14 protein-coding genes are annotated in these 13,630 nt (G+C 71.5%); 8 read left to right on the top strand and 6 right to left on the bottom strand.

Annotation, left to right across the window (positions count from 1 at the left end; genetic code table 11):
- The 3 genes from OHB13_RS06280 to hmgA form a co-directional block, all read right to left on the bottom strand.
- Positions 1–1,134 carry an SPFH domain-containing protein gene (locus OHB13_RS06280; protein WP_328376160.1) on the bottom strand — a complete coding sequence of 378 codons (1,134 nt, stop codon included), beginning with the start codon at positions 1,132–1,134 and terminating at the stop codon, positions 1–3.
- Positions 1,135–1,287: 153 nt separating this feature from the next.
- A complete protein-coding gene (locus tag OHB13_RS06275) occupies positions 1,288–2,037 on the bottom strand; it encodes a GntR family transcriptional regulator (RefSeq protein WP_266858535.1) in 750 nt (249 codons plus the stop codon).
- 81 nt (positions 2,038–2,118) lie between these two features.
- On the bottom strand, positions 2,119–3,492 hold the full coding sequence (hmgA, locus tag OHB13_RS06270) for a homogentisate 1,2-dioxygenase (protein ID WP_328376157.1): 1,374 nt from the start codon (positions 3,490–3,492) through the stop codon (positions 2,119–2,121).
- A 102-nt stretch (positions 3,493–3,594) separates the two neighbouring features.
- Between hmgA and OHB13_RS06265 the strand changes: the two genes are divergently transcribed.
- The 4 genes from OHB13_RS06265 to OHB13_RS06250 all read left to right on the top strand — a co-directional run bounded on the left by OHB13_RS06265 (position 3,595) and on the right by OHB13_RS06250 (position 8,498).
- On the top strand, positions 3,595–4,200 hold the full coding sequence (locus tag OHB13_RS06265) for a TetR family transcriptional regulator (protein WP_266858537.1): 606 nt from the start codon (positions 3,595–3,597) through the stop codon (positions 4,198–4,200).
- Positions 4,201–4,497: 297 nt separating this feature from the next.
- On the top strand, positions 4,498–5,892 hold the full coding sequence (locus OHB13_RS06260; RefSeq protein WP_328376155.1) for an aldehyde dehydrogenase family protein: 1,395 nt from the start codon (positions 4,498–4,500) through the stop codon (positions 5,890–5,892).
- A gap of 17 nt (positions 5,893–5,909) precedes the next feature.
- Entirely contained in the window at positions 5,910–6,992 is a 1,083-nt protein-coding gene (locus OHB13_RS06255) for a Zn-dependent alcohol dehydrogenase (protein ID WP_328376154.1), read from the top strand.
- Positions 6,993–7,193: 201 nt separating this feature from the next.
- The gene (locus OHB13_RS06250; RefSeq protein WP_328376152.1) at positions 7,194–8,498 is read left to right on the top strand and encodes a hypothetical protein; all 1,305 of its coding nucleotides are present in this window, start codon (positions 7,194–7,196) and stop codon (positions 8,496–8,498) included.
- A 63-nt stretch (positions 8,499–8,561) separates the two neighbouring features.
- On the opposite strand, the gene OHB13_RS06245 is transcribed toward OHB13_RS06250, so the two are convergent.
- Entirely contained in the window at positions 8,562–9,218 is a 657-nt protein-coding gene (locus OHB13_RS06245; RefSeq protein ID WP_328376150.1) for a TetR/AcrR family transcriptional regulator, read from the bottom strand.
- Positions 9,219–9,352: 134 nt separating this feature from the next.
- Between OHB13_RS06245 and OHB13_RS06240 the strand changes: the two genes are divergently transcribed.
- From OHB13_RS06240 to OHB13_RS06230, 3 genes are all read left to right on the top strand, one after another.
- Positions 9,353–10,510, top strand: coding sequence for an acyl-CoA dehydrogenase family protein (locus OHB13_RS06240; RefSeq protein WP_328376149.1), 1,158 nt, complete (start codon positions 9,353–9,355; stop codon positions 10,508–10,510).
- Between the two features lie 131 nt (positions 10,511–10,641).
- Positions 10,642–10,929, top strand: a complete 288-nt coding sequence (locus OHB13_RS06235; RefSeq protein ID WP_266858548.1) for a YiaA/YiaB family inner membrane protein — start codon at positions 10,642–10,644, stop codon at positions 10,927–10,929.
- A gap of 92 nt (positions 10,930–11,021) precedes the next feature.
- Positions 11,022–11,645: a TetR/AcrR family transcriptional regulator gene (locus OHB13_RS06230; RefSeq protein ID WP_266858550.1), complete on the top strand. Its 624-nt coding sequence runs from the start codon at positions 11,022–11,024 to the stop codon at positions 11,643–11,645.
- Positions 11,646–11,708: 63 nt separating this feature from the next.
- Here OHB13_RS06230 and OHB13_RS06225 read toward each other — a convergent pair whose 3' ends face one another.
- Entirely contained in the window at positions 11,709–12,170 is a 462-nt protein-coding gene (locus tag OHB13_RS06225; protein WP_328376148.1) for a MaoC family dehydratase, read from the bottom strand.
- 161 nt (positions 12,171–12,331) lie between these two features.
- Here OHB13_RS06225 and soxR point away from each other — a divergent pair, with 161 nt between their 5' ends.
- Positions 12,332–12,817, top strand: a complete 486-nt coding sequence (gene soxR / locus OHB13_RS06220; protein WP_266858554.1) for a redox-sensitive transcriptional activator SoxR — start codon at positions 12,332–12,334, stop codon at positions 12,815–12,817.
- Between the two features lie 30 nt (positions 12,818–12,847).
- Here the strand turns inward: soxR and OHB13_RS06215 are convergent, their stop codons facing one another.
- Positions 12,848–13,459, bottom strand: coding sequence for a hypothetical protein (locus OHB13_RS06215; protein ID WP_328376145.1), 612 nt, complete (start codon positions 13,457–13,459; stop codon positions 12,848–12,850).
- Between the last annotated feature and the right edge of the window lie 171 nt (positions 13,460–13,630).

Below are 13,630 nucleotides of genomic sequence, written 5' to 3'. Positions count from 1 at the left end.
TCAGCCCTGCTGCGGGAACGGCGGCGGAACGGACCCGAGGAGTCTGCTGATCCCCGGCACCTGGTCGGCCGGGAGCCAGCCCGCCATCCCGTCCTTCCAGACGAGCGTCTCGCGCGTCAGGGTGCCCGCGCCCACCAGGCCGCTGAGCGCGGCGCTGTCGTACGGTCCCTGCTGGGCGCCGTTGACACCGACGAACCACTGCTCCTGCGCGGGCAGCGGCGGCGGACCTGCCGCCGGTGCGGGCGCCGCGGCAGGGGCGGTCGCCGCAGCGGCCTGCTGCGGGGCGAGCCCTGCGGCCATCCGCTGACCTGCGGCCATGCCGAGGCCCAGACCCATGCCCTCGCCGACACCGCTGCCGGGGGTCCGCGCACCGGCGCCGAGCGCGTCGGCCGCCTGGAACTGGGTGTACTGGTCGAGATTGCCCGCGATGCCCATCCGGGAGCGGGTGTCGATGGCCTGCTCCACCTCCGGCGGCAGCGAGATGTTCTCGATGATGAACTTGGGCACCGCGATACCGACCGGCGTCAGCTCCTGGGTGAGCACACCCGCCAGCTTCACGCCGATGGCGTCCTGCTGGGTCGCCAGATCCAGCATCGGTACACCCGAGTTGGCCAGCGCGCTGCCCAGCTTGCCGACGATCAGCTGGCGCAGGTACTCCTGCACCTCCTCGGTGCGGAACTGCGGGTCGGTGCCCGCCAGTTCGCGCAGCAGCGCGGCCGGATCCACCACCCGCGCGGCGAAGGCGCCGAAGGCCCGGAGCCGCACCATGCCGAACTCGGGGTCGCGGACGATGACGGGGTTCTGCGTGCCCCATTTCATGTCGGTGAACTGACGGGTGGTGACGAAGTACACCTCGGCCTTGAACGGCGAGTTGAACCCGTACTTCCAGCCCTTCAGCGTGGCGAGCAGCGGCAGGTTCTGCGTTTCCAGCGTGTACGTGCCGGGCTGGAAGACGTCCGCGATCCGGCCCTCGTTGACGAAGACCGCCGTCTGCGACTCGCGCACGACGAGCCTGGCACCCATCTTGATCTCGTTGTCATGACGCGGGAATCGCCACACGATGGTGTCCCGGCTGTCGTCGGTCCACTCGACGATGTCAATGAATTCTCCGCGGATGCTGTCGAACAGCCCCATGGAACCTCCCCCTCTCTCGTTCGCGCGCCTTTCCCGACCCGCCCGGGAACGATAGCAACCGGTTCGGACACCCGGTCGGGCCGTCCACCGGCACGGGCGCGCAGGCCGGAGGCCCGGAACACCCGCCTGTAACAGGTCGGAGCGCTCGACAGGTCAGGGCGCTTCCACCGTCACCGAGAAGGAGAACTTGTCACCCCGGTACCGGATCCGGGCCACATCGACGACCTGGCCCGCCTCGTCGTACGTCACGCCCGTGTAGTGCAGGATCGGCGAGAGCAGCGGAACCTGGAGCAGTTCGGCCGTCACCGGGTCCGCCAGCCGGGCCTCGACCGTGTCGGTGATCCGGCTGATCCGCACCCCGACCCCGTCGCGCAGGACCTTGGTCATCGGCCAGCGCTCCAGGTCGCTGATCCGGACGGCGGCGGCGATCTCCGGACGGAGCGCGTTCTCCGCCCAGTTGGTCGGCTCACCGCTCTCGCTGTCGCAGCGCAGCCGGGTGTAGTCGACTATCTCGTCCAGCCCGGGGAAGTGCTCGGCGAGCTCACCCGGCACCGGGACCGGGCCGTGGCTGAGTACGGTCGTCCGCTCGCCCGACTGCTGGGCGACGATCGCGTCGATCGACCCCAGCAGACGGCGCGGAGCGCTCGGCCGTGCGCCGGGATCGATGAAGGTGCCGCGCCGCCGGTGCCGGGTGATCAGGCCCTCCGTCTCCAGCTCCTTGAGGGCCTGGCGCATGGTGAGCACGCTGACGCGGTAGTGCCCGGCCAGCTGCTCCTCGGTCGGCAGCCGCAGCGGATCCTGCGGACGGCGGCCCAGTATCGAGGCCCGCAGCGACTGCGAGACCTGATACCAGAGGGGCAGTCTGCGGTTCAGGACCAGCGAGTCGGGCGCGAAGGCGGTCACGTGGGTCTCCGTACGTACGGACGGTCGGCCGTGGCGGCACCGGACAGCCGGTGATCTTCGACCGTGCTGTCCGAGTATCCCTCAGCCCTCCCAGTGCCTGGCCAGCCCCCGCCACACGTTGTCGTACCCGGTCTGCAGATGACCGGCCTCCGCCGCCTGCGCGGTCGTCGTCACCGGCCAGCGCGTCTCGAACATGAAGGCGAGCCCGTCGTCGATCTTCTGCGGTTTGAGCTCGGCGACGCCGGCCCGCTCGAAGGTCTCCCGGTCCGGACCGTGCGCGGACATCATGTTGTGCAGGGAGCCGCCACCCGGGACGAATCCGCCCTTGCCCGCCGTCTTCGCGTCGTACGCGCCCTCGATCAGCCCCATGTACTCGCTCATCACATTGCGGTGGAAGTAGGGCGGCCGGAACGTGTCCTCGCCGACCAGCCAGCGCGGCGCGAAGACCACGAAGTCGACACCGGCGAGACCCTCGGTGTCGGACGGGGACGTCAGCACCGTGAAGATCGACGGGTCAGGGTGGTCGTAGCTGATGGACCCCATCACATTGAACCGGTGCAGGTCGTAGACGTACGGCGCGTGGTTGCCGTGCCAGGCCACGACGTCCAGCGGCGAGTGGTCGTACTCCGCGGCCCAGAGATTGCCGCAGTACTTGTTGACCACCTGGACCGGGCGCCCGTCGCCCCCGTCGTCCTCGTAGGCGGCCACGGGGGCCAGGAAGTCCCGTGCGTTGGCCAGGCCGTTGGCGCCGATCGGGCCGAGGTCGGGGAGCTGGAAGGGGCGGCCGTAGTTCTCGCAGACATAGCCGCGGACCACTCCGTCGAGCAGCTCGACGCGGAACCGGACCCCGCGCGGGATCAGCGCGACCTCACCGGGCCGCGCGCTCAGCAGCCCCAGCTCGGTGCGGATGAGGAGCCCGCCGCTCTCCGGGACGATCAGCAGCTCGCCGTCGGCGTCGCTGAACACCCGGTCCTTCATGGGGGAGTTGGCGTGGTAGAGGTGCACCGCCATCCCGGAGCGGCTGCTCGCGTCGCCGTTGCCGCCCAGCGTCCACAGGCCGGCCAGGAAGTCCGTGCCCGGGGCGGGCTCGGGCAGCGGGTCCCAGCGCAGCCGGTTGGGGTCGGGGACCTTCTCGGTGAACGGCGCACCGCGCACCGCGCCGTTGTCGATCCGTACGAAGGGCGGGTGGGCGGCCGACGGCCTGATCCGGTAGAGCCAGGAGCGGCGGTTGTGCGCGCGTGGCTCGGTGAAGGCGGTGCCGCTGAGCTGTTCCGCGTACAGCCCGAGCGGGGCGCGCTGCGGCGAGTTCCGGCCGTGCGGCAGGGCGCCGGACACCGCCTCCGTGCTGTGCTCGTTGCCGAAACCCGACGAGTACGTCAGCGCCCCGGCCGTCTCTCTGGCCTGCTCGACTGCGCCGGCCTGCTCGATCTCTCTGGCCTGCTCGGTGGTCGTCATCGCTCGCTCCCGGGTGCCGAAAGAATCCTATGCTCAACAGTAGGATTGCGCTTACCGCGCGTCAACGGGGGGAAACCGGGGGCGACACCGCGCCGGGGCATCATGGAACGCATGGCCGATCCGAACGCGCTCCGGCGCGTCCCCGTACAACAGCGCAGCGCCGAGCGGCTGACCCGGATACTCGACGCCTGCGCGGAAATCCTCGATGAGGACGGTTACGAGCAGCTGACCACCCGTGCCGTCGCCGCGCGGGCGGCCGTTCCCATCGGCTCCGTCTACCGCTTCTTCGGAAACAAGCGCGCGATGGTGGACGCCCTGGCGCAGCGCAATCTGGACGGCTACGCGACCCGGATCACCGAGCGGCTCACCGGGCTCCCCGCGGCGGACTGGCGCGGGGTGATCGATGCCGTGCTGGACGAGTACCTCGCCATGCGGCGGACCGTCCCCGGATTCGCCTTCGTCGACTTCGGCGGTCCGGCGGCACTGGACGACCCCAACCCGAAGGTCGCCGACCGCCTCACCGAACTGCTCGCGTCCCACCTCGGCAGGGCCGCCGACGGCACGCTGCGACGCAAGGTGCTCGTCGGTGTCGAGGCGACCGACGCGCTGCTCCAACTCGCCTTCCGCGGCGAGCCGTCCGGGGACACGGGGCTGATCGGGGAGGTCCGGGAGCTGCTGCACGCGTATCTCGGACCCGTACTGGACTGAGGCGCCCGGGCTGTTCGCCCCGCCATTCGCCCCACCAGGGGTGCGGCGCTCCGTCCACCGGGGATGAGCCCCCCCCCGCTCTGACACACCGATCTGCCCCGCCCCGCTCTGAGGCGCCCGCTCTGACGCATCCGGTCTGCCGTGCCTGTTCCGGCACGTCTGTCGCGGCATCGCCGTCGGGGGGCCCTGGCGCCGGAAAACTAACATCGCTAGTTTGGGCGGTGACGTCACCGCCCGGCCCCGCACGGCGCCGGGCCGGGCGGCGCAGCGACATCCGGCAGGTTCTGGAGGAGTGCGATGAAGGCCCACGACGGCATGTACATCGGCGGTGAGTGGCGGCCCGCGGCCGGCCCGGACACGATCGCGGTGGTGAATCCGGCCGACGAGCAGGTCATCGGCCATGTCCCGGCCGGTACCCCGGAGGACGTCGACGCCGCGGTACGGGCGGCCCGTGCGGCCTTCCCGGGCTGGGCGGCGACGGCGCCCGCCGAGCGTGCCGCCAGGATCGGGGCCCTGCGCGATGTGCTGGTCGCGCGCCGGGACGAGATCGCGGAGACCGTCACCGCCGAGCTGGGCGCACCCCTGCAGTTCTCCCGGGCCGTGCACGCGGGCGTGCCCGCGCTGGTCGCCGGTTCGTACGCGGAACTGGCCGCCAGCCACCCCTTCGAGGAGAAGGTCGGCAACTCGACCGTCCTCTCCGAACCGGTCGGCGTCGTCGGTGCGATCACCCCCTGGAACTACCCGCTGCACCAGATCGTCGCCAAGGTGGCCCCGGCGCTCGCCGCGGGCTGCACGGTCGTCCTGAAGCCGGCCGAGGACACCCCGCTGACGGCGCAGCTGTTCGCCGAGGCGACCGCGGAAGCGGGGCTGCCCGCGGGGGTCTTCAACCTGGTCACCGGCGTCGGATCGGTCGCGGGCCAGGCGCTGGCCGGGCACGACGGCGTCGACCTGGTCTCCTTCACCGGCTCCACCGCGGTCGGCCGCCAGATCGGCGCGGTCGCCGGCGCCGCGGTCAAGCGCGTCGCGCTGGAGCTCGGCGGGAAGTCCGCCAACGTGATCCTGCCGAGCGCCGACCTGGCCAAGGCTGTGGGTGTCGGTGTTGCCAACGTCATGGGCAACTCCGGCCAGACGTGCAGCGCCTGGACCCGGATGCTGGTCCATCGCGACCAGTACGACGAGGCGGTCACGCTCGCGGCGGCGGCCGCCGCCAAGTACGCCCCGGGTGAGCGGATGGGCCCGCTGGTCAACGCCAAGCAGCTGGACCGCGTCCGCGGCTACATCGAGAAGGGCGTCGAGGAGGGCGCCAGGCTGGTCGCGGGCGGGCCCGGAGCGCCGCTGGAGCGGGGGTACTACGTCAGCCCGACCGTCTTCGCCGATGTCACCCCCGACATGACCATCGCGCAGGAGGAGATCTTCGGCCCGGTCGTCTCGGTCATCGCCTACGAGGACGAGGAGGACGCCCTGCGGATCGCCAACGGCACCGTCTACGGCCTCGCGGGCGCCGTCTGGGCCGGTGAGGAGAGCGAGGCGGTGGCCTTCGCACGGCGGATGGACACCGGCCAGGTCGACATCAACGGCGGCCGCTTCAACCCGCTCGCACCCTTCGGCGGTTACAAGCAGTCCGGCGTCGGCCGCGAGCTCGGCTCGCACGGCCTCGCCGAGTACCTCCAGACCAAGTCCCTGCAGTTCTGAGCCCGGGAGCACCGCACATGGTCCGCGCAGCTGTCCTGTCCGCCGTCGGTTCCCCCCTGGAGATCACCGGCATCGAACTGCCCGGACCCGGCCCCGGCCAGGTCCGGGTCCGTCTCGCCGCAGCCGGGGTCTGCCACTCCGACCTCTCGCTGGCGAACGGCACCATGCGGGTGCCGGTTCCCGCGGTCCTCGGCCACGAGGGCGCGGGCACCGTCGTCTCGGTGGGCGAGGGCGTCACCCATGTCGCCCCGGGTGACGGCGTCGTCCTCAACTGGGCCCCGTCCTGCGGGACATGCCATGCCTGCTCGCTCGGGGAGGTGTGGCTCTGCGCCGACGCGTTGTCCGGGGCCGGCCGCGTCCATGCCCGTACCGCCGACGGCACCGAGCTGCATCCCGGCCTGAACGTCGCGGCGTTCGCCGAGGAGACGGTCGTCGCCGCGAACTGCGTCCTGCCGGTGCCCGACGGCATCCCGCTCACCGACGCGGCGCTGCTGGGCTGTGCTGTCCTCACCGGGTACGGCGCGGTGCACCACTCGGCGCGGGTCCGCGCGGGCGAGACGGTGGCGGTGTTCGGGGCGGGTGGTGTCGGCCTCGCGACACTGCAGTCCGCGCGGATCGCGGGTGCGTCGGCGATCATCGCGGTGGACGTCTCCCCGGCGAAGGAGGAGCTGGCGCGGGCCGCCGGTGCCACCGAGTTCGTGGTGGCGTCCGGGACCACGGCCAAGGACATCCGCCGGCTGACGGGCGGCCACGGCGTGGACGCCGCGGTCGAGTGCGTGGGCCGCGCGGTGACGATCCGTACGGCCTGGGAGTCGACCCGGCGCGGCGGCCGCACCACGGTGGTCGGCATCGGCGGCAAGGACCAGCAGGTCACCTTCAACGCCCTGGAGCTCTTCCACTGGGGCCGCACGCTCTCCGGCTGCGTCTACGGCAACTCCGACCCGGCGCAGGACCTGCCGGTGCTCGCCGGGCACATCAGGGCGGGGCGGCTCGACGTCGGCGCGATGGTGACGGAGCGGATCGGCCTTGAGGGGATCCCCGGGGCGTTCGAGAACATGCTGGCGGGCAAGGGCGGACGGGCGCTGGTGGTCTTCGAATAGGCCCCTGGGCAGGGCCTCCAGGGGGTGGGGCGAGAGGTTCGCAGGGTGCGCGGGCCCGGCATCCCGGTGAACTTCCCGGCCGGGGAGCGCGGCACCGGGTGCCGTGGGTGACCGCTGCGTAGGGTCGCGCCGCCGGCCTCTCCGGCCGCACCGCCCCTGCCGCTTCCGGACGCGGGGCTCCCACCGCCGAAGGGTCTGCCCATGCCTCGCCTTCTCAGCCGTGCCCGCCTCAGCAGAGCCGCGCTCGTCGCGTGCGGGATTCCGGCGCTGCTCACACCGCTCGCGCTGGCCGGGGCCGGCCCGGCGGCCGGAACGCCGCTTCCCGGCAGCGCGGCACGCGGCGGCGGATCGGTCATCACCGTGACGACCGTCGAGGTGGGCAGGCCCGGCAACCGGGCGATCGGTGTCGTGCCCTTCACGGATGCCGTCTACCGGTCCTGCGCCGACGCCCCCGACACCTCCAAGGGATGCCTGATGGTCGGCGGTGTCCGGCATCCGTACGAGATCGGGCAGCTCGAAGTCACCGTCGACGAGTGGGTGGCGTTCCTGAACACGGCGGACCCGACGGGCCGGGACCCCCACAACCTCTACGACAGCACCGAGAGCTCCACCGCCTGGCCCAGGTTCGGCCAGATCAACTTCTCCGCGCGGGCCCGCAGCGGCCACCACTACACGGTGGCCTATCCGCAGTGGGCGGACAAACCGTACGGCTTCGCGAACTTCCTGCGGTCGGCGCGCTTCGTCAACTCGCTCTACAACGGCCGGCTGATCTCCGAGAAGTCCGGGAACGGTGGCGGCTTCACGTCACGGACGTACAAGGTCCGGCTGTCGGCGCGCACCGAGCGGGGCATGTACGACCTCGCACGGCCGAAAGCCACCCGCTCCCACGCGTCGGGCTTCGTCCTGCCGAGCCAGGACGAATGGATCAAGGCCGCCTACTACGACCCGAAGGGCGGCGGCACCGACTCCTACTGGAAGTACCCGACCAACCCCGGGGTCTTCGGTGACGGTGACGCGACCGCACCCGCTCCGACGGCCCTGAACCCCTCGACCGGCGACGTCACCAACTCCGCGAACCAGCCGCTGGCCACCTACCACGCTTCGGGTCAGCCGGCGCCGGCCTGGTGCCCGGGACAGGTGCGGCCGGATGTCTGCTCCAGCGTCAACCCGTTCGGCCTGGACCCCACGCTCTACGCCCGCGTCTACCAGGGCAGCCTCAGTACGGTCGGCCAGGCGCGGAGCACCTCGCCGTGGGGCACGTTCGACCAGGGCGGCAACGCAGTCGAGTGGACCGACACCATCGCACCGGCCCCGGCCGGGCAGGACTCCAGCCGCGTCTGGCGGCGGCTGCACGGCGGGACCGCCGGCGCCCCCGCCTACCAGATGTGGCCGTCGGCCGTCGGACTCCAGCCGCAGGACAATCCGTTCTTCGACCACGTCTATCCGTGGCTCGGCATCCGGGTCGGCGTCATCGGCACCCTGCGGACCGGCGCCCCGCGGGGCTGACTCCCGGCCGGCCGTGGCGGTGTTCCGGGCGCTCGCGGACGGCTGACGCGCGCACCGCGTGCGTCAGCCACCGTCCGCGGGCGGCCGGCCGTCCGCGAACTGCAGAGCCAGGCCGTCCACCAGGGCCCTGAGCCCGGTCTCGAAGGCGCCGTTGTCGACCTTCTGCCGGCGGTCGGCGAGCAGATGCGCCTGTCCGAGGTGCGGATAGTCGGCGGGGTCGTAGGCCGTCTCGTCGTCGACGAAGCCGCGCGCGAACGAGCCGAGCGCCGAGCCGGTGATGAAGTACCGCATCAGCGCCCCGATGTACGTCGCCTGGGCGGGCGGCCATCCCGCGCGGACCATCGCGCCGAAGACCGCGTCGGCCACCCGCAGCCCCGCCGGGCGCCTTCCGGGACCGTGGGCCAGCACCGGGACGATGTTGGGGTGGTCGCTGAGGGCCGCCCGGTAGGAGACGGCCCAGTCGTGCAGCGCGGTGCGCCAGTCCCGGCCATCCGTCTCGTCGAACATCGACAGGTCGACCTGCGCCGAGACGGCGTCGGCGACCGCTTCGAGGATCTCGTCCTTGGTACGGAAGTGGTTGTACAGCGAGGGCCCGCTGACCCCCAGTTCGGCGGCGAGCCGGCGGGTGGAGACAGCGGCGAGCCCCTCGGAGTCCACGAGCGCGCTCGCGGTGGTGACGATGCGCTCCCTGCTGAGGAGGGGCTTGCGTGGGCGGGCCATGGCGCACATAGTAGGGCCTGCCACCCAGAAACTAGCAGTGCTAATTTAACGGATCCGGCCCGGCGGCCCGGCCGTCGGGCTGTCCGGCCGCCCGGCCGTTCCGGATGATCCGGCTGATCAAAAAGAGGTGCCCCATGAATCTGGAGCTCAGTGAGGAGCAGTCCGCGGTACGGCGGCTCGCCGAGGACTTCGTCGCCCGGGAGATCACACCGCACGTCGTCGAGTGGGACCGGGCGGAGAGCGTCGACCGCTCCGTGGTGCGCAAGCTCGGCGCGCTGGGCTTCCTCGGACTGACCGTGCCCGAGGAGTACGGCGGCTCCGGCGGTGACCACCTCTCGTACTGCCTGGTCACCGAGGAGCTGGGCCGCGGGGACTCGTCGGTGCGCGGCATCGTCTCGGTCTCGCTCGGCCTGGTGGCCAAGACCGTCGCGCACTGGGGCGACGAGGAGCAGAAGCAGCGCTGGCTGCCCGGCCTCACCTCCGGCGAGTACATCGGCTGTTTCGGCCTCACGGAGCCCGGCACCGGATCCGACGCGGGCAACCTCACGACGAAGGCCGTCCGGGACGGCGCCACCGGTGACTACGTCGTCAACGGCTCCAAGATGTTCATCACCAACGGCACCTGGGCCGATGTGGTGCTCCTCTTCGCCCGCTCCACCGATGCCCCGGGTCACCGGGGGATCTCGGCGTTCCTGGTCCCCACCGACACCCCGGGACTCACCCGCCGTACCGTCCACGGCAAGCTCGGGCTGCGCGGCCAGGCGACGGCCGAGCTGGTCTTCGAGGACGTACGGGTCCCGGCTTCGGCGATGCTGGCGCCCGAGGGCAAGGGGTTCTCGGTCGCCATGTCGGCGCTGGCCAAGGGGCGGATGTCGGTCGCCGCGGGCTGTGTGGGCATCGCGCAGGCGGCGCTCGACTGCGCCGTGAAGTACGCGACCGAGCGCGAGCAGTTCGGCAGAACGATCGCCCACCACCAGCTCATCCAGGAACTGATCACCGACATCTCGGTGGACGTGGACGCGGCCCGGCTGCTCACCTGGCGGGTCGCCGATCTGATCGACCGCGGCCAGCCCTTCGCCACCGAGTCGTCCAAGGCGAAGCTCTTCGCGTCGGAGGCCGCCGTACGGGCCGCGAACAACGCACTCCAGGTCTTCGGCGGTTACGGATACATCGACGAGTACCCGGCGGGGAAGCTGCTGCGCGACGCCCGCGTGATGACGCTGTACGAGGGCACCAGCCAGATCCAGAAGCTGGTCATCGGCCGCGCGCTCACCGGGGTTTCCGCCTTCTGACACCGGGGCCCGCCTTCCGGCCCGCTCGTGGCCGCACCGGACGGGCACCCGCGCCGGGCGCCCGCTCTGAGTACCCGCGCTGAGTAGCTGTGCGGATGTGGCCGGTGCCACATCCGCACGATGCTGTCCCCATGAGTGACACACCGGTCAGACAGCAGAACACCGCCGCCTACTACGGCCAGGCCGTCGCCTCCTTCGCCGTCGCACTGGCGGCCATGGCGCTGGGCATCCTCAACCTGGACGTCAACGTCTGGGTGCGGGCCTTCCTCGGGCTCGGGCTCCTCTACCTCACGACATCCGCCTTCACCCTCGCCAAGGTCATCAGGGACCGGCAGGAGGCCGGCCAGATCGTGACCCGGGTCGACCAGGCCCGGCTGGAGAAACTGCTCGCCGAGCACGACCCGTTCCAGAAGCTCTGACAGCCGCTGCCATCGTTCTAAGCGCTTGCTCACCTTCGGGGTATGGTGTGCGTCCTGCAGCAGCGCTGCGTCATGGGCGGAAGGGGCGAGCAATGAGCACGGCGGAGGAGACGGCGGGCGGCGAGGAGCCGTGGGCGGAGGTCGGCCCCGAGGCAGCCAGGCGGCTGCTCGTCGCCGCGGTCGAGGCCTTCGCCGAACGCGGCTACCACGCGACGACGACCCGCGACATCGCGGGCCGCGCCGGAATGAGCCCGGCCGCGCTCTACATCCACTACAAGACCAAGGAAGAGCTGCTCCACCGGATCAGCCGGATCGGCCACGAGAAGGCCCTGGAGATCCTGGAGACGGCGGCCGACGGCCCGGGCACACCCGCCGACAGGCTCGCGGCGGCCGTCCGCGCCTTCGTCCGCTGGCACGCCGGGCACCACATGACGGCCCGTGTCGTCCAGTACGAACTCGACGCGCTCGCCGCCGAACACCGCACCGAGATCGTCGAACTCCGCAAGCGCAGCGACGCCGCCGTGCGCCGCATCATCAACGACGGTGTGCTGGCAGGGGAGTTCGACGTCCCGTACGTCGCCGGGACAGCGCTGGCCGTGCTGTCGCTCTGCATCGACGTGTCGCGCTGGTTCAACGTGGAGGGGCGGAGCACGCCCGACGAGGTCGGCGTGTTCTACGCCGACCTCGTCCTGCGGATGGTCTCCGCCCGCAAGTAGCGCGGGCTCAGCGGCGGCCCGGCGCCGCGGTGGTCCAGCGGTGCGGCAGTCCCGCGGCCGGTGTCAGAAGTAGTAGCGGGAGACCGACTCCGCCACGCACACCGGCTTGTCGCCGCCCTCGCGCTCCACCGTGACGGCGGCCGTCACCTGGACGCCCCCGCCCGCCTCGGACACGTCCGTGAGGACCGCCGTGGCCCGCAGCCGGGAGCCGACCGGCACCGTGGCGGGGAAACGCACCTTGTTGGTGCCGTAGTTGATGCCCATCTTCATCCCCTCGACCCGCATGACCTGCGGGACCAGCGTGGGCAGCAGCGACAGGGTCAGATAGCCGTGAGCGATGGTCGTGCCGAACGGGCCCGCCGCGGCCTTCTCCGGGTCGACATGGATCCACTGGTGGTCACCCGTGGCGTCCGCGAAGAGGTCGATCCGCTTCTGGTCGATCTCCAGCCAGTCGCTCGGCCCCAGCTGCTCACCGATCCCGGCGCGCAGCTCATCGGCGGATGTGAAGATCCTCGGCTCTGCCATGCGTGATCCTGCCTTTCCCAACAGTCCCGGCGGCCGGCGGCGCTCCGGCGGCCCCAGCGAAGTGTCCAAGCGCTTGCTCAGCATCGTAGGGCGCGCCCGTCCCTGTCAACGACCGGCCGCACCACCGGCCGTTGACGGAGGCGGGCAGTAGGCTTCGCGGAGTGCCGCACATTCCAGAGAAGATCCATGAGCTCACGGTCGGCCAGCTCTCCGCACGGAGCGGGGCCGCCGTCTCCGCCCTGCACTTCTACGAGAGCAAGGGGCTGATCAGCAGCCGCAGGACGAGCGGGAATCAGCGCCGCTACACCCGGGACGCGCTGCGCCGCGTCGCCTTCGTCCGCGCGGCGCAGCGGGTCGGCATCCCGCTCGCCACGATCAGGGGCGCGCTCGCCGAACTGCCCGACGAGCGCACGCCCAACCGCGAGGACTGGGCGCGCCTCTCCGCCGCCTGGCGCTCCGAGCTGGACGGGCGCATCGCCCAGCTCGCCCGCCTGCGCGACCATCTCACCGACTGCATCGGCTGCGGCTGCCTGTCGCTGGAGAACTGCGTCCTGTCCAACCCGGACGACATGTTCGGCGACCGCATGACCGGTTCGAGGCTGCTCCCCGGTCCTCCCGGTCCGGCTCCGGAGAGCGGGACCGGCTGACGGTCACGCAGGCTGTATCGGGCCCGGTTCTCAGGCCGCCGATGCCAGGGGTGAGTGCCGGGCGCTCCTCGCGCGGGCCAGCGCGGTGGGGGTGAGGACCGGCTGCGGTACGAGGATCCCGCAGTGGCTGCAGACCGGCCCCGACCACGGCTCCCGGCCGCCTCGCGAGGTCCAGGTCATGGTCTTCTCGGTACATACCGGGCAGGCGCCGGCCGGATCGGCCCTGAGGGCGGAAATCAGCCGCTGCAGAACCTCCGCCAGAGGGCGGGACGGGTGCACGGCGGGGTCGCCGCACCAGGCCACACCGCAGCCGCCCCAGGTGCGCCGGTGCCAGTCGTCGAAGGTGCCGGGACGCCGTATCCCGTCGTGTTTCTCACGCTTGCGCCGCTCCGCGAACTCCGCCTCGTAGGCGAGCCAGACGGTTCGCGCCTCTTCAAGTTCGTCGAGCGCGGCCACCAGCCGCGCCGGATCCGGGGCCCGGTCCTCGGGCCCGATGTGATGCCTGGCACACAGATGATCCCAGGTCGCCCTGTGTCCGTACGGGGCAAACCTCTCCAGACACTTGCGCAGCGAATACCGCCGCAGGGCAAGGTCGTGGTGGGGATCGCGCACCTGTCTCGCGAGACTCCGGAAACCGGCCATCGCACTGCCACCTCCGTCGCTGAATACTCCTGTGTCAGTGAATGGACGTACGGCTACCCGGTTCGGCTCCATCGAATTCCCGATGGCTGCCATCACCGATCCGGCCGCTCCCGCACCTGTGTGGTGATTCGGAAAAGGTGACGCATGTTCACCTTACTGACGGGTTACCTC

It is taken from the genome of Streptomyces sp. NBC_00440 (assembly GCF_036014215.1).
GTDB lineage: Bacteria > Actinomycetota > Actinomycetes > Streptomycetales > Streptomycetaceae > Streptomyces.
This window is presented reverse-complemented; position numbering and strand designations above follow the sequence as displayed.

Excerpts from the sequence above, each read along its gene's own strand:
- OHB13_RS06280 (WP_328376160.1), bottom strand. The coding sequence starts at position 1,134 with ATGGGGCTGTTCGACAGCATCCGCGGAGAATTCATTGACATCGTCGAG.
- hmgA (WP_328376157.1), bottom strand. The coding sequence starts at position 3,492 with ATGACGACCACCGAGCAGGCCAGAGAGATCGAGCAGGCCGGCGCAGTC.
- OHB13_RS06265 (WP_266858537.1), top strand. The coding sequence starts at position 3,595 with ATGGAACGCATGGCCGATCCGAACGCGCTCCGGCGCGTCCCCGTACAA.
- OHB13_RS06260 (WP_328376155.1), top strand. The coding sequence starts at position 4,498 with ATGAAGGCCCACGACGGCATGTACATCGGCGGTGAGTGGCGGCCCGCG.
- OHB13_RS06255 (WP_328376154.1), top strand. The coding sequence starts at position 5,910 with ATGGTCCGCGCAGCTGTCCTGTCCGCCGTCGGTTCCCCCCTGGAGATC.
- OHB13_RS06250 (WP_328376152.1), top strand. The coding sequence starts at position 7,194 with ATGCCTCGCCTTCTCAGCCGTGCCCGCCTCAGCAGAGCCGCGCTCGTC.
- OHB13_RS06245 (WP_328376150.1), bottom strand. The coding sequence starts at position 9,218 with ATGGCCCGCCCACGCAAGCCCCTCCTCAGCAGGGAGCGCATCGTCACC.
- OHB13_RS06240 (WP_328376149.1), top strand. The coding sequence starts at position 9,353 with ATGAATCTGGAGCTCAGTGAGGAGCAGTCCGCGGTACGGCGGCTCGCC.
- OHB13_RS06235 (WP_266858548.1), top strand. The coding sequence starts at position 10,642 with ATGAGTGACACACCGGTCAGACAGCAGAACACCGCCGCCTACTACGGC.
- OHB13_RS06230 (WP_266858550.1), top strand. The coding sequence starts at position 11,022 with ATGAGCACGGCGGAGGAGACGGCGGGCGGCGAGGAGCCGTGGGCGGAG.
- OHB13_RS06225 (WP_328376148.1), bottom strand. The coding sequence starts at position 12,170 with ATGGCAGAGCCGAGGATCTTCACATCCGCCGATGAGCTGCGCGCCGGG.
- OHB13_RS06215 (WP_328376145.1), bottom strand. The coding sequence starts at position 13,459 with ATGGCCGGTTTCCGGAGTCTCGCGAGACAGGTGCGCGATCCCCACCAC.